Raw genomic sequence first — 17,641 nt, 5'->3', positions numbered from 1 at the left:
AATGGCTAAGCAATCAATGAAAGCACGCGAAGTAAAACGCGTAGCTTTAGCTGATAAATTCTTCGCTAAACGCGCTGAACTGAAAGCTATCATCTCTGATGTGAACGCAACCGACGAAGATCGTTGGAATGCAGTTCTGAAGCTGCAGACTCTGCCGCGTGATTCCAGCCCGTCTCGTCAGCGTAACCGCTGCCGTCAAACTGGTCGTCCGCACGCTTTCCTGCGGAAGTTCGGGTTGAGCCGTATTAAGGTCCGTGAAGCCGCTATGCGCGGTGAAATTCCGGGTCTGAAAAAGGCTAGCTGGTAATTGTCACCAATTGAATCACGGGAGTAAAGACAGATGAGCATGCAAGATCCGATCGCGGATATGCTGACCCGTATCCGTAACGGTCAGGCCGCGAACAAAGTTGCGGTCACCATGCCTTCCTCCAAGCTGAAAGTGGCAATCGCCAACGTGCTGAAGGAAGAAGGTTTTATTGAAGAATTTAAAGTTGAAGGCGACACCAAGCCGGAACTGGAACTGACTCTTAAGTATTTCCAGGGTAAAGCTGTTGTAGAAAGCATTCAGCGTGTCAGCCGCCCAGGTCTGCGCATCTATAAGAAAAAAGATGAGCTGCCGAAGGTTATGGCCGGCATGGGTATCGCAGTTGTTTCTACCTCTAAAGGTGTTATGACTGATCGTGCAGCGCGCCAGGCTGGTCTTGGTGGCGAAATTATCTGCTACGTAGCCTAATCGGAGGAAAAAATGTCTCGTGTTGCTAAAGCACCGGTCGTTGTTCCTGCCGGCGTTGATGTAAAAATCAACGGTCAGGTTATTACGATCAAAGGTAAAAACGGCGAGCTGACTCGTACTCTCAACGATGCTGTTGAAGTGAATCATGCAGATAATGCTCTGACCTTCGGTCCGCGTGCTGGTTTCGTGGATGGATGGGCTCAGGCTGGTACCGCGCGTGCCCTGCTGAACTCAATGGTTATCGGTGTTACCGAAGGCTTCACTAAGAAGCTGCAGCTGGTTGGTGTAGGTTATCGCGCAGCGGTTAAAGGCAATGCAGTAAACCTGTCTCTGGGTTTCTCGCATCCTGTAGACCATCAGCTGCCAGCGGGGATCACCGCAGAATGTCCGACTCAGACTGAAATCGTGCTGAAAGGCGCTGATAAACAGCTGATCGGTCAGGTTGCAGCGGATCTGCGCGCCTACCGTCGTCCTGAGCCTTATAAAGGCAAGGGTGTTCGTTACGCCGACGAAGTCGTGCGTACCAAAGAGGCTAAGAAGAAGTAAGGTAACACTATGGATAAGAAATCTGCTCGTATCCGTCGTGCGACCCGCGCACGCCGCAAGCTCCAGGAGCTGGGTGCAACTCGCCTGGTGGTACATCGTACCCCGCGTCATATTTACGCACAGGTAATTGCACCGAACGGTTCTGAAGTTCTGGTAGCTGCTTCTACTGTAGAAAAAGCTATCGCTGAACAATTGAAGTACACCGGTAACAAAGACGCTGCTGCAGCTGTGGGTAAAGCTGTTGCCGAACGCGCTCTGGAAAAAGGCATCAAAGATGTTTCCTTTGACCGTTCCGGGTTCCAATATCATGGTCGTGTCCAGGCACTGGCAGATGCTGCCCGTGAAGCTGGCCTTCAGTTCTAAGGTAGAGGTGTAAGATGGCTCACATCGAAAAACAGGCTGGCGAACTGCAGGAAAAGCTGATCGCGGTTAACCGCGTATCTAAAACCGTTAAAGGTGGTCGTATTTTCTCCTTCACAGCTCTGACTGTTGTTGGCGATGGTAACGGTCGCGTTGGTTTTGGTTACGGTAAAGCGCGTGAAGTTCCAGCAGCGATCCAGAAAGCGATGGAAAAAGCCCGTCGCAATATGATTAACGTCGCGCTGAACCACGGCACCCTGCAGCACCCGGTTAAAGGTGTTCACACGGGTTCTCGTGTATTCATGCAGCCGGCTTCAGAAGGTACCGGTATTATTGCCGGTGGTGCAATGCGCGCCGTTCTGGAAGTCGCTGGAGTTCATAACGTTCTGGCTAAAGCATATGGTTCCACCAACCCGATCAACGTGGTTCGTGCAACTATTGATGGCCTGGAAAATATGAATTCTCCAGAAATGGTCGCTGCCAAGCGTGGTAAATCCGTTGAAGAAATTCTGGGGTAATTGACCATGGCAAAGACTATTAAAATCACTCAAACCCGCAGTGCAATCGGTCGTCTGCCGAAACACAAGGCAACGCTGCTTGGCCTGGGTCTGCGTCGTATTGGTCATACCGTTGAGCGCGAGGATACTCCCGCTGTTCGTGGTATGGTCAACGCGGTTTCCTTCATGGTTAAAGTTGAGGAGTAAGAGATGCGTTTAAATACTCTGTCTCCGGCCGAAGGCTCTAAGAAGGCGGGTAAACGCCTTGGTCGTGGTATCGGTTCTGGCCTCGGTAAAACCGGCGGTCGTGGTCACAAAGGTCAGAACTCTCGTTCTGGTGGTGGCGTACGTCGTGGTTTCGAGGGTGGTCAGATGCCTCTGTACCGTCGTCTGCCGAAGTTCGGCTTCACTTCTCGTAAAGCGATGATCACGGCAGAAGTTCGTCTGTCCGATCTGGCTAAAGTAGAAGGCGGCGTTGTAGACCTGAATACGCTGAAAGCAGCAAACATTATCGGTATCCAGATCGAGTTCGCGAAAGTGATCCTGGCTGGTGAAGTTTCAACTCCGGTAACTGTTCGTGGCCTGCGTGTTTCTAAGGGCGCTCGTGCTGCTATCGAAGCTGCTGGCGGTAAAATCGAGGAATAAGTAGCAGATGGCTAAACAACCGGGATTAGATTTTCAAAGTGCCAAAGGTGGCTTAGGCGAGCTGAAACGCAGACTGCTGTTTGTAATCGGCGCGCTGATTGTGTTCCGCATTGGCTCTTTCATTCCGATCCCTGGTATTGATGCCACTGTACTTGCCAAACTGCTTGAACAACAGCGAGGCACCATCATTGAAATGTTTAACATGTTCTCTGGTGGTGCACTCAGCCGTGCTTCAATCTTTGCTCTGGGTATTATGCCGTATATTTCGGCGTCGATTATTATCCAGCTGTTGACGGTCGTTCACCCGACCCTCGCAGAAATGAAGAAAGAAGGGGAGTCTGGTCGTCGTAAGATCAGCCAGTACACCCGCTACGGTACTCTGGTGTTGGCGATATTCCAGTCGATCGGTATTGCTACCGGTCTGCCGAATATGCCTGGTATGCAAGGTCTGGTAATCAATCCAGGCTTTGCATTCTATTTCGCTGCTGTTGTAAGTCTGGTCACAGGAACCATGTTCCTGATGTGGCTCGGCGAACAGATCACTGAACGCGGTATCGGTAACGGTATCTCAATCATTATCTTCGCTGGTATCGTTGCGGGACTCCCGCCAGCCATTGCCCATACGATCGAGCAAGCGCGTCAAGGCGACCTGCACTTCCTCCTGTTGCTGTTGGTTGCAGTATTAGTATTTGCAGTGACGTTCTTTGTTGTTTTCGTTGAACGTGGTCAACGCCGCATTGTGGTAAACTACGCGAAACGTCAGCAGGGTCGTCGTGTCTATGCTGCACAGAGCACACATTTACCGTTGAAAGTGAATATGGCAGGGGTTATCCCGGCAATCTTCGCTTCCAGCATTATTCTGTTCCCGGCGACCATCGCGTCATGGTTCGGGGGCGGTACCGGTTGGAACTGGCTGACAACAATTTCGCTGTATTTGCAGCCAGGGCAACCGCTTTATGTGTTACTCTATGCGTCTGCAATCATCTTCTTCTGTTTCTTCTATACGGCGTTGGTTTTCAACCCGCGAGAAACAGCAGATAACCTGAAGAAGTCCGGTGCATTTGTACCAGGAATTCGTCCGGGAGAGCAAACGGCGAAGTATATCGATAAAGTAATGACACGTCTGACCCTGGTCGGCGCGCTCTATATTACTTTTATCTGCCTGATCCCGGAGTTCATGCGTGACGCAATGAAAGTACCGTTCTACTTTGGTGGGACCTCACTGCTTATCGTTGTTGTTGTGATTATGGACTTTATGGCTCAAGTGCAAACTCTGATGATGTCCAGTCAGTACGAGTCTGCATTGAAGAAGGCGAACCTTAAAGGCTATGGCCGCTAAAGGTCGCTCGAGAAGTTACGGAGAGTAAAAATGAAAGTTCGTGCTTCCGTCAAGAAATTATGCCGTAACTGCAAAATCGTTAAGCGTGATGGCGTCATCCGCGTGATTTGCAGTGCCGAGCCGAAGCATAAACAGCGCCAAGGCTGATTAATTCGCATATTTTTCTTGCAAAGTTGGGTTGAGCTGGCTAGATTAGCCAGCCAATCTTTTGTATGTCTGTGCGTATCCATTTGAGTATCCTGAAAACGGGCTTTTCAGCATGGTGCGTACATATTAAATAGTAGGAGTGCATAGTGGCCCGTATAGCAGGCATTAACATTCCTGATCAAAAACACGCTGTGATCGCGTTAACCTCGATCTACGGTGTCGGCAAGACCCGTTCTAAAGCCATTCTGGCTTCTGCGGGTATCGCTGAAGATGTTAAGATCAGTGAGCTGTCTGAAGAACAAATCGACACGCTGCGTGACGAAGTTGCCAAATTTGTCGTTGAAGGTGATCTGCGCCGTGAAGTTAGCATGAGCATCAAGCGCCTGATGGATCTTGGTTGCTACCGCGGTTTGCGTCATCGTCGTGGTCTGCCTGTGCGCGGTCAGCGTACTAAGACCAACGCACGTACCCGTAAGGGTCCGCGCAAACCGATCAAGAAATAATCGGGGTGATTGAATAATGGCAAAGGCACCAGTTCGTGCACGTAAGCGTGTAAGAAAACAAGTCTCTGACGGCGTGGCTCATGTCCATGCTTCTTTCAACAACACAATCGTTACTATTACTGATCGTCAGGGTAACGCTTTGGGTTGGGCAACAGCCGGTGGTTCCGGTTTCCGTGGTTCTCGCAAATCCACTCCGTTTGCAGCTCAGGTTGCAGCTGAGCGTTGCGCTGACGCCGTGAAAGAATACGGTATCAAGAATCTGGAAGTTATGGTCAAGGGACCGGGTCCGGGTCGCGAATCTACCATTCGTGCTCTGAACGCCGCTGGTTTCCGCATCACTAATATTACTGATGTGACTCCGATCCCTCACAACGGTTGTCGTCCGCCGAAAAAACGTCGCGTATAACGCTCGTTTTTAGGAATGTTGGAGAAAGAAAATGGCAAGATATTTGGGTCCTAAGCTCAAGCTGAGCCGTCGCGAGGGCACAGACCTGTTCCTGAAGTCTGGCGTTCGCGCGATTGATACCAAGTGTAAGATTGAACAAGCTCCTGGCCAGCACGGTGCGCGTAAACCGCGTCTGTCTGACTATGGTGTACAGTTGCGTGAAAAGCAAAAAGTTCGCCGTATCTACGGTGTGCTTGAGCGTCAGTTCCGTAACTACTATAAAGAAGCAGCACGTCTGAAAGGCAACACCGGTGAAAACCTGTTGGCTCTGCTGGAAGGTCGTCTGGACAACGTTGTATACCGTATGGGCTTCGGCGCCACTCGTGCTGAAGCACGTCAGCTGGTTAGCCACAAGGCTATCATGGTAAACGGTCGTGTTGTTAACATCGCTTCTTATCAGGTTAGCCCGAATGATGTGGTTAGTATCCGTGAGAAAGCGAAAAAGCAATCTCGCGTGAAAGCCGCTCTGGAGCTGGCTGAGCAGCGTGAAAAGCCAACCTGGCTGGAAGTTGATGGTGGCAAGATGGAAGGTACGTTTAAGCGTAAGCCTGAGCGTTCTGATCTGTCTGCGGACATTAACGAACACCTGATCGTCGAGCTTTACTCCAAGTAAAGCTTAGTACCAAAGAGAGGACACAATGCAGGGTTCTGTGACAGAGTTTCTAAAACCGCGCCTGGTAGATATCGAGCAAGTGAGTTCGACGCACGCCAAGGTGACCCTTGAGCCTTTAGAGCGTGGCTTTGGCCATACTCTGGGTAACGCACTGCGCCGTATTCTGCTCTCATCGATGCCGGGTTGCGCGGTGACCGAAGTTGAGATTGATGGTGTACTTCATGAGTACAGCACCAAAGAGGGTGTTCAGGAGGATATCCTGGAAATCCTGCTCAACCTGAAAGGGCTGGCGGTGAGAGTTCAAGGTAAAGATGAAGTTATTCTTACCCTGAATAAATCTGGCATTGGCCCTGTGACTGCAGCCGACATTACCCATGATGGTGATGTCGAAATCGTCAAGCCGCAGCACGTGATCTGCCACCTGACCGATGAGAACGCGTCTATTAGCATGCGTATCAAAGTTCAGCGCGGTCGTGGTTATGTGCCGGCTTCTGCCCGAATTCATTCGGAAGAAGATGAGCGCCCAATCGGCCGTCTGCTGGTCGACGCATGTTACAGCCCTGTAGAGCGTATTGCCTACAATGTTGAAGCAGCGCGTGTAGAACAGCGTACCGACCTGGACAAGCTGGTCATCGAAATGGAAACCAACGGCACAATCGATCCTGAAGAGGCGATTCGTCGTGCGGCAACCATCCTGGCAGAACAACTGGAAGCTTTCGTTGACTTACGTGATGTACGTCAGCCGGAAGTGAAAGAAGAGAAACCAGAATTCGATCCGATCCTGCTGCGCCCTGTTGACGATCTGGAATTGACTGTCCGCTCTGCTAACTGCCTCAAAGCAGAAGCTATCCACTATATCGGTGATCTGGTACAGCGTACCGAGGTTGAGCTGCTTAAAACGCCTAACCTTGGTAAAAAATCTCTTACTGAGATTAAAGACGTGCTGGCTTCCCGTGGTTTGTCTCTGGGCATGCGCCTGGAAAACTGGCCACCGGCAAGCATCGCTGACGAGTAACCGGATCACAGGTTAAGGTTTTACTGAGAAGGATAAGGTCATGCGCCATCGTAAGAGTGGTCGTCAACTGAACCGCAACAGCAGCCATCGCCAGGCTATGTTCCGCAACATGGCAGGTTCACTGGTTCGTCATGAGATCATCAAGACGACCCTGCCTAAAGCGAAAGAGCTGCGTCGCGTAGTTGAGCCGCTGATTACTCTTGCCAAGACTGATAGCGTAGCTAATCGTCGTCTGGCATTCGCCCGTACTCGTGATAACGAGATCGTGGCAAAACTGTTTAACGAGCTGGGCCCGCGTTTTGCGAGCCGCGCCGGTGGTTACACTCGCATTATGAAGTGTGGCTTCCGTGCAGGCGACAACGCGCCGATGGCATACATCGAGCTGGTTGATCGCTCTGAATCGAAAGCAGAAGCTGCTGCAGAGTAATCTGCAGTAATATAGAAAAACCCGCTTCGGCGGGTTTTTTTATTTCCGTCCCGCGCCCTTTATCACCCCTCCCTTTAATGCCTTCACAAATGCCTTTCTGATTTTATTCGTTCCCCTGTGCGGGTATGCTTAAAATTTGCCATAACTGCATGAGGAGCTCTTATGTATCGCATTGGAGAACTGGCCAGACTGGCTGAGGTGACCCCTGATACCATCCGTTATTATGAAAAGCAGCAAATGATGGATCACGAAGTGCGCACCCAGGGCGGTTTTCGCCTTTATACCGATAACGATCTTCAGCGTCTGAAGTTTATACGTCATGCCCGGCAGCTGGGATTCACCCTGGAGTCGATTCGGGAGCTTTTGTCGATACGCGTTGATCCTGAGCACCACACCTGCCAGGAATCAAAAAGTATCGTACAAGCCAGGCTAAGCGAAGTTGAAGAGCGGATAGAAGAGTTACAAACTATGCGGCGCTCTTTGCAGCGACTAAACGATGCCTGCTGCGGTACTGCCCATAGCAGCGTCTATTGTTCGATCCTTGAAGCCCTGGAGCAGGGAAGTGGCAGTAAAACTGAGGCAGTTGATCTTTAGCAAAGTCAGATCTACACTCGCCACGTTTTATATAACAATCCGGAGAAAATATGAGTCGCTATCAGCACCAGAAAGGGCAGATTAACGATAACGCCCTGGAAGCATTACTCCATGATCCGCTGTTTCGTCAGCGTATTGAGAAAAACAAGAAAGGCAAAGGCAGTTATCTGCGAAAAGCGAAACATGCAAAACGGAGTGGTCAGGAGGCCAGTGGCAAGAGAGTGAAGCACTTTTTTGCCACTGGCCTTCTTGTTTCCGTCGTCTGTTAAAGACCTGGACGGCTGTTTTGCTCTTTCAGTAAATCACGGATTTCCGTTAACAGTACTTCTTCTTTGGAAGGCGCAGGCGGTGCTTTTGGCTCTTCCTCTTTCTTCCGATGGAGTCTGTTGATCAGTTTGATCGCCAGGAAAATAGCGAACGCCACGATCAGAAAATCAAAAATATTCTGAATAAACACGCCGTAATGCATCACTACCGCAGGAATATCGCCCTGCGCTTCACGCAGCGTAAATGCAAACTGTTTAAAATCAATCCCGCCAATCAACAGGCCCAGGGGTGGCATGATGATGTCAGCCACCAGAGAAGAGACAATTTTACCGAATGCCGCACCAATGATGACACCCACTGCCAGGTCGATTACATTCCCGCGCATCGCAAACGCGCGAAACTCTTTTAACATGCTCATTTTATTCTCCTTATCACCGCAGACCCACCTAAGTCTAACAAAGCTCCCTTTATTTTCCATGTAAGCAGGACAATTGAGTTAAATTACTAATCCTTTGTAAATGAAGGGATTAAATAAAAAAGGCGCTATTTTTAGCGCCTTTAAAAGATTACAGGAAGAAGGGACTGGGCTGGAATAGTCTTTCAACGTCAGAAATAAACTTCTTATCTGTCAGGAACATAATAACGTGATCGCCCTGCTCAATGCGTAAATTGTCATTAGCGATCATGACATCATTGCCGCGCACGACCGCGCCAATAATGGTACCGGGAGGAAGTTTAATATCATCGATCACTCTGCCCACCACGCGAGATGTACTTTCGTCACCGTGCGCCACGGCTTCAATGGCTTCAGCCACGCCGCGACGGAGTGAGGAGACGCCGACAATATCGGCTTTACGGACGTGACTCAGCAGGGCAGAGATAGTGGCTTCCTGCGGTGAGATCGCAATGTCGATCACACTACCCTGTACCAGATCCACATAGGCGCGGCGCTGGATCAATACCATCACTTTTTTCGCCCCCATGCGTTTTGCCAGCATGGCAGACATGATATTTGCTTCATCATCGTTGGTGACGGCAATAAAGAGATCCACCTGATCGATATGCTCTTCCGCCAGCAACTCCTGATCCGACGCATCACCATAGAAGACGATGGTGTTTTGCAGCTTTTCCGCCAGCTCAGCGGCGCGCTTTTGATCGCGCTCGATCAGTTTCACGCTGTAGTCTTTTTCCAGCTGACGCGCGAGACCCGCCCCCACATTGCCACCACCAACCAGCATGATGCGTTTGTAAGGCTTTTCAAGACGCTGAAGCTCACTCATTACCGCGCGTATATGCTGCGAAGCGGCGATAAAGAAGACCTCATCACCTGCTTCAACGATGGTTGATCCCTGCGGCCTGATAGGACGGTCATGACGAAAAATTGCCGCGACACGCGTATCGATATGCGGCATGTGTTCGCGCATGGTGGACAACGCATTGCCGACCAGCGGCCCGCCATAATAAGCTTTCACCACCGCCAGGCTGACCTTGCCTTCGGCAAAATTCACGACCTGCAACGCACCCGGATATTCGATCAGACGGTGAATGCTGTCGATGACCAGTTGCTCAGGAGCAATCAGGTGATCGATAGGAACCGCCTCGGTGTGAAAGAGCTTATCTGCATCGCGGATATAATCAGGTGAACGAATACGCGCGATGCGGTTAGGCGTATTGAAGAGGGAATAAGCGACCTGGCAGGCAACCATGTTGGTTTCATCAGAGCTGGTCACAGCGACGAGCATATCGGCATCATCGGCCCCTGCTTCTCGCAGAACACGCGGATGTGAGCCATGACCTTGCACCACGCGCAGATCAAACTTGTCCTGCAGGTTATGCAGCCTGTCACCGTTAATATCAACAATAGTGATATCGTTGTTCTCACCGACCAGGTTTTCTGCCAGCGTGCCGCCGACCTGTCCGGCACCCAGAATGATAATCTTCATCAGTTGCGGCCCGTCATTTCAGTCACTGTTTGATTAGCTTAGCGTAATAGAAGCCATCGCCGTCTTCCAGACCCGGCAGATTCTGCTTGCCAGGATTGTCCGGCGTGCCGGTGACGCTGAGTGTTGCATCAGGCGTACGTGCCAGGAACGCGGCGATTTGCTGACTGTTCTCTTCCGGCAATACGGAACAAGTCGCGTAAACCAGCGTGCCGCCTGGCTTAAGGTGCGGCCAGATGGCATCCAGGATCTCCGCCTGCAACTGAGCGAGTTCGGCAATATCACGATCGCGACGCAGCCACTTAATATCAGGATGACGGCGGATAACCCCTGTTGCCGAGCACGGCGCATCCAGCAGGATACGATCAAACTGCTGCTCACCGCACCACTGGGCCGGGAAACGCCCGTCGCCCTGTTTCACCTGCGCTTTCATGCCCAGACGTTTCAGGTTGTCGTAAACGCGCGACAGGCGTTTTTCATCGACATCAACCGCCAGCACCTGAGCGTCAGGCGCCACTTCAAGAATATGCGTCGTTTTGCCGCCAGGCGCCGCGCACAGATCGAGAATGTGCTTACCGTTTTCAGGCTCAAGAAAAGTCATGCATCCCTGGGCCGACGCATCCTGTACGGTCACCCAGCCTTCTTCGAAGCCTGGCAGGGTATGAACAGGGGCAGGGTTCTCAAGACGCACCGCATCCGGATAGTCTGGATGCGTAAAACCTTGCTGCCCTGTTTCTTCCAGTAAGGCCAGCCAGCCATCGCGTGAGTGGTGATTGCGATTCACGCGCAGCCACATCGGTGGACGCTGGTTATTTGCTTCGACAATGGCTTCCCACTGCCGCGGATACGCTTTACGCAGGCGGGTCAGCAACCACTCCGGATGGAGAAAGCGGCTCTCGCTGGAAGCGAATTCGGCCAGCAACGTTTCCTGCTGACGCTGGAACTGACGCAGCACGCCGTTAATCAGGCCTTTTAGCTGTGGTCTTTTTATCGCCACGGCCCCTTCAACGGTTTCCGCAAGCGCGGCATGCGGCGGGATCCGGGTATGCAGGAGCTGGTAAAACCCTACCATGATCAGATAATGAATGGTGCGTTGCTTTCCGGTCATCGGGCGTGACATCAATTTATTGATCAGCCACTCCATCTGCGACAGGGTACGCAGAACGCCAAAACACAGCTCCTGAAGCAGGGCTTTATCTTTATCGGATACTTTTTGCTGTAACAGTGGCAGGACATTGCTGAGGGACTGGCCTTTTTCAACGACCTGTTCGATAGCCTGGGCTGCCATGCTGCGTAAATTAATATTTTTTTTCATAGCCACAAAATAAAAATGCCCGGTAACCCCGGGCTTGAGACGTGATGCTCGTCAGGCAAGACGATGTCCGGGAACAAACCATTCCCGGCGGGAGTTGAGCAGGTCTTGCGCGCTCATTGCTTTTTTACCGGCCGGTTGCAGCGATTCTATATTCAGAATACCGTCGCCAGTAGCGACCTGGATGCCCTGTTTAGTGGCGTCCACAATTGTGCCCGGCACGGCGGTAGTCTCAGAATGGATAACTGACGCTTTCCAGATTTTCAGCGGCTGGCCGTCGATTTCAAGCCAGCTCATCGGCCATGGATTGAATGCGCGGATACAGCGCTCAAGTTGCACGGCAGGCAGGGACCAGTCCATGCGAGCTTCCTCTTTGCTGAGTTTCTCCGCATAGGTTACCTGCGCTTCATCCTGTACCTGCGGTTGGGCTGTGCCACCCGCCAGCTGTGCAAGGGTTTCAATCAGGCCGGCAGGCCCTAACTCTGCAAGCTTATCGTACAGCGTCGCGCTGGTATCTTCGGCCGTGATTGGGCAGACAAGCTTATGCAGCATATCGCCCGTATCCAGGCCGACGTCCATTTGCATGATCGTGACGCCGGTTTCCGCATCGCCTGCCCAAAGCGCGCGCTGAATAGGCGCCGCTCCGCGCCAGCGGGGAAGCAATGAACCGTGAACGTTAATGCAGCCCAGACGGGGCATATCCAGCACAGCTTTGGGCAGAATCAGACCATAGGCCACTACAACCATCACATCTGCGTGTAAGTCGGCGACCAGGTGCTGGTTTTCCTGCGGACGTAAAGACGCTGGCTGAAACACCGGTAAACCGTTCTCTTCCGCCAGCACTTTTACCGGGCTCGGCATCAGCTTTTTGCCGCGTCCGGCCGGGCGATCAGGTTGGGTAAATACGCCAACGACGTTATGTCCGGATGACAACAGCGCGTCAAGATGACGCGCTGCAAAGTCAGGTGTACCCGCAAAAATAATACGTAGTGAATCTGACACGTTGATTCTTATCCTTAAGCCCGTGCGTTCAGGCGGTCGAGTTTCTCAACTTTCTGACGAATACGTTTTTGCTTCAGCGGCGACAGGTAATCGATAAACAGCTTACCGACCAGGTGATCCATTTCATGCTGAATACAGATCGCCAGCAGGCCATCCGCTTCCAGCTCAAACGGCTTACCGTCTCTGTCGAGCGCGCGAATTTTTACTTTCTCTGCACGCGGCACCAGAGCGCGCTGCTCCGGGATCGACAGGCAGCCTTCCTCAATACCGGTTTCGCCACTTTTTTCCAGCAGTTCCGGATTGATCAACACCAGGCGACCATCGCGATTCTCGGAGACGTCAATAACGATAATGCGCTGATGAATATCAACCTGCGTTGCGGCGAGGCCAATACCCTCTTCGGCATACATGGTATCGAACATATCATCAACGATACGCTGAATGTCTGCATTCACTTCTTTTACCGGTTCAGCGACTTTGCGAAGACGCTCGTCCGGGATATGTAACACGTGCAAAACTGCCATAAATTTCCAGAGTTGTGTTCAGGAGTAGAAAAGATTATTCCTCCTATTCTAGACAAATCCCCCTCTGATTGACAGCATCAGTGACCAATCGCAAAGATTGCTAAGGCTGCCTGTGGCAAGGGGAAAGGATGACTCTGACAGAGATTTGGTTGCGCCTGATTTACATAGGGGATCTGTATGGCGACAGGATGCTTAACGTCGCGCATTCTTTATTGCAGAACCCGGATATCACGACCTCGACATTAAGTCACACTGGCCTGACCCCACAGCAGATCGCAAAATTTCAGGCGCTGGCTGCGGGTGAAATTGAACGCAGCCTGGCGTGGCTTACGGCTCCCGACCACCATCTGTTGCTGGCCACTGATGCCGCTTACCCGCCGCAGCTAAGAGCCATCAGCGATTATCCCGGCGCGCTCTTTGTCGAAGGGGATATCGGCGTACTGAAGTCGCAGCAACTGGGTGTCGTCGGTAGTCGGGCCCACTCATGGTATGGCGAGCGATGGGGCCGTCAGTTCTGTGAACAGCTTGTGCGTTATGGCGTGACCATTACCAGTGGTCTGGCTCTGGGAATCGACAGCATTGCCCATCGCGCAGCGCTTAACGGCAAAGGTAAAACGGTGGCGGTACTGGGAAACGGTTTACACAGCGTTTATCCAAAGCGGCATCGCGCGCTTGCCGACGGCATCCTTAATGCTGGCGGCGCGCTGGTTTCAGAGTTCCCTTTATCTGCGGTGCCCTGGCCGGGGAACTTCCCGCGACGAAACCGCATTATTAGTGGACTAAGCCGCGGCGTGCTGGTGGTGGAAGCGGCGCTGAAAAGCGGTTCGCTGGTCACGGCACGTTGCGCGCTGGATCAGGGTCGTGAGGTTTTTGCTCTACCAGGCCCATTGGGCAACCCTGGCTGTGAAGGACCGCATAGTCTTATCAGGCAGGGGGCAATGCTGGTGACATCGCCTGAGGAGATTCTGGAAAGTTTGCAATATGGGCTACATTGGGTGCCAGATCACAGCGATAAGCTAATTAATTCTTCAGAACCGGATAACGCGGCATTGCCATTTCCTGAGCTCCTGGCTAACGTAGGAGATGAGGTAACACCTGTTGACGTCGTCGCTGAACGTGCCGGCCAACCTGTGCCAGTGATTGTGGCTCAGCTACTCGAACTGGAGTTAGCAGGATGGATCGCAGTTGTACCCGGCGGCTATGTCCGATTAAGGAGGGCAAGCCATGTTCGACGTACTAATGTATTTGTTTGAGACTTACATCCACAACGAAGCTGAATTGCGCGTGGATCAGGATAAACTGGAGTCAGATCTGACAGACGCTGGTTTTGATCGTGAGGACATCTACAACGCGTTATTGTGGCTGGAAAAGCTGGCTGATTATCAGGAAGGCCTCGCCGAACCGATGCAGCTCGCTTCAGACCCACTCTCTGTTCGTATTTATACTGCAGAAGAGTGTGAGAGGCTGGATGCCAGTTGCCGGGGATTCTTGTTATTCCTGGAGCAGATTCAGGTGCTAAACCTCGAAACGCGGGAAATGGTCATTGAACGCGTGCTGGCGCTGGATACCGCAGAGTTCGATCTGGAAGATCTAAAATGGGTCATTCTGATGGTACTGTTTAATATCCCCGGATGTGAAAACGCCTATCAGCAGATGGAAGAATTACTCTTTGAAGTGAATGAAGGTATGCTGCACTAAATCATCGTTGCAGCAGCAAGAGTTGTTATGGCCAAATCAGCACTGTTCTCGGTGCCTAATCAGGAGCCCTGTCCACAATGCGGGGCTCAGCTTGTTATTCGTTCCGGGAAGCACGGACCTTTCCTTGGGTGTTCCCTGTATCCGGAATGCGATTTTGTTCGTCCGCTAAAAAACCAGGCTGACGGTCATATCGTTAAAGTTCTGGAGGGGCAGCTTTGCCCTGTATGTGGCGCTGAGCTGGTGCTGCGTCAGGGGCGCTACGGCATGTTTATCGGCTGTAGTCAGTATCCCACTTGCGAACATACAGAACTGATCGATAAACCTGATGATACTGCCATTACCTGCCCGCAGTGTCAGACGGGGCATCTGGTTCAGCGTCGTTCCCGTTACGGCAAAACCTTCTACTCCTGCGATGGTTATCCTGACTGTCAGTTCGTTATCAATTTTAAACCGATAGCTGGCGAGTGTCCTGTCTGCCAGTATCCGTTACTCATCGAAAAGAAAACCGCGCAGGGCGTTAAACGCTTTTGCGCCAGTAAACAATGTGGAAAGCCGGTTCTGGCGGAATTAAACAGTGAAGAATAACCTGCAATCAGATCGCATCGCTGACGCGGTGGCGGTACTGAATAATAAAGAAGTCATCGCTTATCCTACAGAGGCTGTTTTTGGTGTCGGCTGCGATCCTGATAGTGAGATCGCAGTCCAGCGTCTGCTTGAGTTAAAACAACGCCCGGTGGAAAAAGGGTTGATTCTTATCGCGGCGAATTTCGAACAGCTTAAACCCTACATCGACGACAGCGCCCTGAATGAATCGCAGCGTGAGGCCGTCTTTGCCAACTGGCCAGGTCCAGTGACATTCGTATTCCCGGCGCGACCCACGACGCCGCGCTGGTTAACCGGCCGTTTTGATACGCTGGCTGTACGCGTTACCAATCATCCGCTGGTGGTGGCCTTATGCGAGGCCTACGGCAAACCGCTGGTTTCGACCAGCGCTAATCTGACGGGCTTACCGCCGTGCCGTACAACAGAAGAAGTACGCGCCCAGTTCGGTGATCATTTTCCGGTGGTGGAGGGCGAAACTGGCGGGCGTCAGAATCCTTCAGAAATACGTGACGCGCTGACCGGCGAGCGCTTCCGACAGGGGTAATATATGGAAAGCTATGCGGTATTCGGTAACCCGATCGCCCACAGTAAGTCTCCGTTTATTCATCAACAATTTGCGCAGCAGCTGCAAATTGATCACCCTTATGGTCGCGTACTGGCGCCAGCAGATGATTTTGTGAATACCCTGAATGCGTTTTTTGCGGCGGGGGGGAAGGGGGCTAACATCACGGTCCCCTTTAAAGAAGAGGCGTTTGCCCGGGCCGATGAACTGACAGAGCGCGCAGCGCTGGCAGGGGCAGTGAATACCCTCAAGCGGCTGGAGGATGGCCGTTTGCTGGGGGATAACACCGATGGTACGGGCTTGCTGAGCGATCTTGAGCGGCTGGGCTTCATTAAGCCTGGTTTCCGTATTTTGCTGGCAGGCGCAGGCGGCGCTGCCCGTGGGGTTCTTCTCCCTTTACTGTCTCTGGATTGCCAGGTAACCATCACTAACCGTACTTTTGCGCGGGCTGAGGCGCTGGCAACCGTCTTCATGCATACCGGCAGCGTCAAGGCGGTGGCAATGGATCAACTACGGGATCATGAATTTGATCTGATCATTAATGCGACATCCAGTGGCATTAGCGGCGAGATCCCCGCGATCCCGGAATCGCTGGTTCATCCGCATCTGTACTGTTATGACATGTTCTATCAGAAAGGAAATACGCCGTTTTTGAACTGGTGTGAGCATCATGGCGCAAAACAGTGCGCAGATGGAGTGGGTATGCTGGTGGCGCAGGCTGCTCATGCTGTTCTGTTATGGCACGGGGTGTTACCGGAAACTGAAGCGGTGATTAATCAGCTGAAGCAGGAAATAGCGCAATGAATCAGGCCATCCAGTTTCCGGATCGCGAAGAGTGGCATGCAGAATTGCAGGCGGTGTGCTTTCCCGTGCTGGTAAATGGTATGCAGCTTACCTGTGCAATAAAGGGCAGCTCGCTGGCGTATCGTTTTAAAGGCGATACGCCGGAACAGTGGTTGCAAAATTTTCAGGCTAACCGCTGGGATATCGAAGAAGAAGCTGAACAGCTGATCCATGATCAGCAAGAAGACGATCAGGGCTGGATCTGGTTACCCTGAGCCAGATAGTCGTCTTTCCATTTGACGTAGTTATTAGCTGAATATTGCAGTCCTTCGATTTCCGCCTCAGTTAAGGGGCGGATCTGTTTAACCGGACTGCCCAGATAGAGATAACCCGTTTCGAGCCGTTTGTTTTGCGGCACCAGGCTACCTGCCCCAATCATCACATCATCTTCCACAACAACGCCATCCAACAGAATCGATCCCATGCCGACCAGAACGCGATTGCCAATGGTGCAGCCATGTAACATCACTTTATGCCCGACGGTGACGTCTTCGCCAATAGTCAGCGGATTACCCGCCGGGTTATAAGCAGACTTGTGCGTGACATGCAGCACGCTGCCGTCCTGAATATTAGTGCGTGCGCCTATCTCGACATGGTTCACGTCACCACGGATCGCGACAAGCGGCCAAATCCCCACATCATCAGCCATGCGGACGTCGCCAATGACGACGCTGGTGGCATCGATCATCACGCGTTGTCCCACTTTTGGGAAAAGATCCTTATAAGGACGTAAGACAGCAGACATATATACCTCAGTACTTGCGAAGGATAATGATGACTTTGGGTCCATTATTCGCACGGCGCAAGCCTTTTACGCCTCAAAATTTGCGCAGATCGAACAGGATCACAGCGATAAGAGTGAAAAATCAGCACTCAGTAAAAAAGATCCAAAAAAGGCTTGTGCAAAAAAATGGGATCCCTATAATGCGCCTCCACTGACACGGAACAACGGCTTACAGGCCACCGGGTCAGAAGGTCTCCTCCGGGAAGGCCGGCAGAGAAAAGCGAAAATAATCGCTTGACTCT

General features: G+C 51.9%; 28 protein-coding genes. 22 read left to right on the top strand and 6 right to left on the bottom strand.

The genetic code is table 11. The annotated features are described in order from the left end of the window. Position 1 precedes the first annotated feature (1 nt). The 16 genes from rpsN (at position 2) to QRD42_RS02975 (ending at position 8,133) form a co-directional block, all read left to right on the top strand. Positions 2-307 (top strand): 30S ribosomal protein S14, encoded by a 306-nt coding sequence (rpsN, locus tag QRD42_RS03050; protein WP_039076814.1) that lies wholly within the window; start codon positions 2-4, stop codon positions 305-307. A 33-nt stretch (positions 308-340) separates the two neighbouring features. Further along, complete coding sequence (gene rpsH / locus QRD42_RS03045) at positions 341-733, top strand: 30S ribosomal protein S8 (RefSeq protein WP_072571570.1); 393 nt, start codon at positions 341-343, stop codon at positions 731-733. 12 nt (positions 734-745) lie between these two features. Beyond that, entirely contained in the window at positions 746-1,279 is a 534-nt protein-coding gene (gene rplF, locus QRD42_RS03040; protein WP_072571569.1) for a 50S ribosomal protein L6, read from the top strand. Positions 1,280-1,288: 9 nt separating this feature from the next. Beyond that, complete coding sequence (gene rplR / locus QRD42_RS03035) at positions 1,289-1,642, top strand: 50S ribosomal protein L18 (protein WP_000358960.1); 354 nt, start codon at positions 1,289-1,291, stop codon at positions 1,640-1,642. A gap of 14 nt (positions 1,643-1,656) precedes the next feature. Then, positions 1,657-2,157: a 30S ribosomal protein S5 gene (gene rpsE, locus QRD42_RS03030; protein WP_002438697.1), complete on the top strand. Its 501-nt coding sequence runs from the start codon at positions 1,657-1,659 to the stop codon at positions 2,155-2,157. A gap of 6 nt (positions 2,158-2,163) precedes the next feature. Beyond that, positions 2,164-2,343, top strand: a complete 180-nt coding sequence (gene rpmD, locus QRD42_RS03025) for a 50S ribosomal protein L30 (RefSeq protein ID WP_001140434.1) — start codon at positions 2,164-2,166, stop codon at positions 2,341-2,343. A gap of 3 nt (positions 2,344-2,346) precedes the next feature. Continuing rightward, complete coding sequence (rplO, locus tag QRD42_RS03020) at positions 2,347-2,781, top strand: 50S ribosomal protein L15 (RefSeq protein WP_072571568.1); 435 nt, start codon at positions 2,347-2,349, stop codon at positions 2,779-2,781. A gap of 7 nt (positions 2,782-2,788) precedes the next feature. Further along, positions 2,789-4,120: a preprotein translocase subunit SecY gene (secY, locus tag QRD42_RS03015; protein ID WP_072571567.1), complete on the top strand. Its 1,332-nt coding sequence runs from the start codon at positions 2,789-2,791 to the stop codon at positions 4,118-4,120. A gap of 30 nt (positions 4,121-4,150) precedes the next feature. Beyond that, positions 4,151-4,267, top strand: a complete 117-nt coding sequence (rpmJ, locus tag QRD42_RS03010; protein WP_000868187.1) for a 50S ribosomal protein L36 — start codon at positions 4,151-4,153, stop codon at positions 4,265-4,267. 146 nt (positions 4,268-4,413) lie between these two features. Next, complete coding sequence (gene rpsM / locus QRD42_RS03005; protein WP_042396003.1) at positions 4,414-4,770, top strand: 30S ribosomal protein S13; 357 nt, start codon at positions 4,414-4,416, stop codon at positions 4,768-4,770. Positions 4,771-4,786: 16 nt separating this feature from the next. Further along, positions 4,787-5,176 carry a 30S ribosomal protein S11 gene (rpsK, locus tag QRD42_RS03000; RefSeq protein ID WP_034899652.1) on the top strand — a complete coding sequence of 130 codons (390 nt, stop codon included), beginning with the start codon at positions 4,787-4,789 and terminating at the stop codon, positions 5,174-5,176. A 31-nt stretch (positions 5,177-5,207) separates the two neighbouring features. Then, positions 5,208-5,828, top strand: coding sequence for a 30S ribosomal protein S4 (rpsD, locus tag QRD42_RS02995; protein ID WP_002438686.1), 621 nt, complete (start codon positions 5,208-5,210; stop codon positions 5,826-5,828). Between the two features lie 25 nt (positions 5,829-5,853). Beyond that, on the top strand, positions 5,854-6,843 hold the full coding sequence (locus tag QRD42_RS02990) for a DNA-directed RNA polymerase subunit alpha (protein ID WP_002438685.1): 990 nt from the start codon (positions 5,854-5,856) through the stop codon (positions 6,841-6,843). 40 nt (positions 6,844-6,883) lie between these two features. Further along, positions 6,884-7,270 carry a 50S ribosomal protein L17 gene (gene rplQ / locus QRD42_RS02985; protein ID WP_004106324.1) on the top strand — a complete coding sequence of 129 codons (387 nt, stop codon included), beginning with the start codon at positions 6,884-6,886 and terminating at the stop codon, positions 7,268-7,270. A 162-nt stretch (positions 7,271-7,432) separates the two neighbouring features. Then, positions 7,433-7,864, top strand: a complete 432-nt coding sequence (gene zntR, locus QRD42_RS02980) for a Zn(2+)-responsive transcriptional regulator (protein WP_318364930.1) — start codon at positions 7,433-7,435, stop codon at positions 7,862-7,864. Positions 7,865-7,914: 50 nt separating this feature from the next. Next, entirely contained in the window at positions 7,915-8,133 is a 219-nt protein-coding gene (locus QRD42_RS02975; protein ID WP_072571565.1) for an alternative ribosome-rescue factor A, read from the top strand. On the opposite strand, the gene mscL is transcribed toward QRD42_RS02975, so the two are convergent. From mscL to def, 5 genes are all read right to left on the bottom strand, one after another. Beyond that, positions 8,130-8,549 (bottom strand): large-conductance mechanosensitive channel protein MscL, encoded by a 420-nt coding sequence (mscL, locus tag QRD42_RS02970; protein WP_072571564.1) that lies wholly within the window; start codon positions 8,547-8,549, stop codon positions 8,130-8,132. The genes QRD42_RS02975 and mscL overlap by 4 nt on opposite strands. A gap of 148 nt (positions 8,550-8,697) precedes the next feature. After that, positions 8,698-10,074, bottom strand: coding sequence for a Trk system potassium transporter TrkA (gene trkA / locus QRD42_RS02965; protein WP_072571563.1), 1,377 nt, complete (start codon positions 10,072-10,074; stop codon positions 8,698-8,700). A 22-nt stretch (positions 10,075-10,096) separates the two neighbouring features. Continuing rightward, positions 10,097-11,386, bottom strand: a complete 1,290-nt coding sequence (gene rsmB / locus QRD42_RS02960; protein WP_321988148.1) for a 16S rRNA (cytosine(967)-C(5))-methyltransferase RsmB — start codon at positions 11,384-11,386, stop codon at positions 10,097-10,099. A 51-nt stretch (positions 11,387-11,437) separates the two neighbouring features. Then, positions 11,438-12,385, bottom strand: coding sequence for a methionyl-tRNA formyltransferase (fmt, locus tag QRD42_RS02955; protein ID WP_318364929.1), 948 nt, complete (start codon positions 12,383-12,385; stop codon positions 11,438-11,440). 14 nt (positions 12,386-12,399) lie between these two features. Beyond that, on the bottom strand, positions 12,400-12,909 hold the full coding sequence (gene def / locus QRD42_RS02950) for a peptide deformylase (RefSeq protein ID WP_072571560.1): 510 nt from the start codon (positions 12,907-12,909) through the stop codon (positions 12,400-12,402). A gap of 128 nt (positions 12,910-13,037) precedes the next feature. On the opposite strand from def, the gene dprA reads away from it, so the two are divergent. Genes dprA through QRD42_RS02920 form a run of 6 tightly spaced genes read left to right on the top strand, consistent with a single transcriptional unit; the run spans position 13,038 to position 16,830 of the window. Continuing rightward, positions 13,038-14,162 (top strand): DNA-protecting protein DprA, encoded by a 1,125-nt coding sequence (gene dprA, locus QRD42_RS02945; protein ID WP_321988147.1) that lies wholly within the window; start codon positions 13,038-13,040, stop codon positions 14,160-14,162. Next, complete coding sequence (gene smg, locus QRD42_RS02940; RefSeq protein ID WP_072571558.1) at positions 14,134-14,607, top strand: DUF494 family protein Smg; 474 nt, start codon at positions 14,134-14,136, stop codon at positions 14,605-14,607. The genes dprA and smg overlap by 29 nt, the downstream gene beginning before the upstream one ends. A gap of 27 nt (positions 14,608-14,634) precedes the next feature. Then, positions 14,635-15,192 (top strand): type I DNA topoisomerase, encoded by a 558-nt coding sequence (locus QRD42_RS02935; protein WP_321988146.1) that lies wholly within the window; start codon positions 14,635-14,637, stop codon positions 15,190-15,192. After that, complete coding sequence (tsaC, locus tag QRD42_RS02930) at positions 15,182-15,754, top strand: L-threonylcarbamoyladenylate synthase type 1 TsaC (RefSeq protein WP_321988145.1); 573 nt, start codon at positions 15,182-15,184, stop codon at positions 15,752-15,754. The genes QRD42_RS02935 and tsaC overlap by 11 nt, the downstream gene beginning before the upstream one ends. Before the next feature lie 3 nt (positions 15,755-15,757). Next, on the top strand, positions 15,758-16,576 hold the full coding sequence (gene aroE / locus QRD42_RS02925) for a shikimate dehydrogenase (RefSeq protein ID WP_321988144.1): 819 nt from the start codon (positions 15,758-15,760) through the stop codon (positions 16,574-16,576). Beyond that, a complete protein-coding gene (locus QRD42_RS02920) occupies positions 16,573-16,830 on the top strand; it encodes a DUF1488 domain-containing protein (protein ID WP_318375188.1) in 258 nt (85 codons plus the stop codon). The genes aroE and QRD42_RS02920 overlap by 4 nt, the downstream gene beginning before the upstream one ends. On the opposite strand, the gene QRD42_RS02915 is transcribed toward QRD42_RS02920, so the two are convergent. Beyond that, positions 16,806-17,360 carry a gamma carbonic anhydrase family protein gene (locus QRD42_RS02915; protein ID WP_072571553.1) on the bottom strand — a complete coding sequence of 185 codons (555 nt, stop codon included), beginning with the start codon at positions 17,358-17,360 and terminating at the stop codon, positions 16,806-16,808. The genes QRD42_RS02920 and QRD42_RS02915 overlap by 25 nt on opposite strands. Positions 17,361-17,641: the final 281 nt, after the last annotated feature.

Source organism: Enterobacter sp. PGRG2 (assembly GCF_030291195.1).
In the GTDB taxonomy this organism is placed as follows: Bacteria; Pseudomonadota; Gammaproteobacteria; order Enterobacterales; family Enterobacteriaceae; genus Enterobacter_D.
The sequence above is the reverse complement of the archived record's forward strand: the minus strand, read 5'-3'. Positions and strand labels throughout refer to the sequence as shown.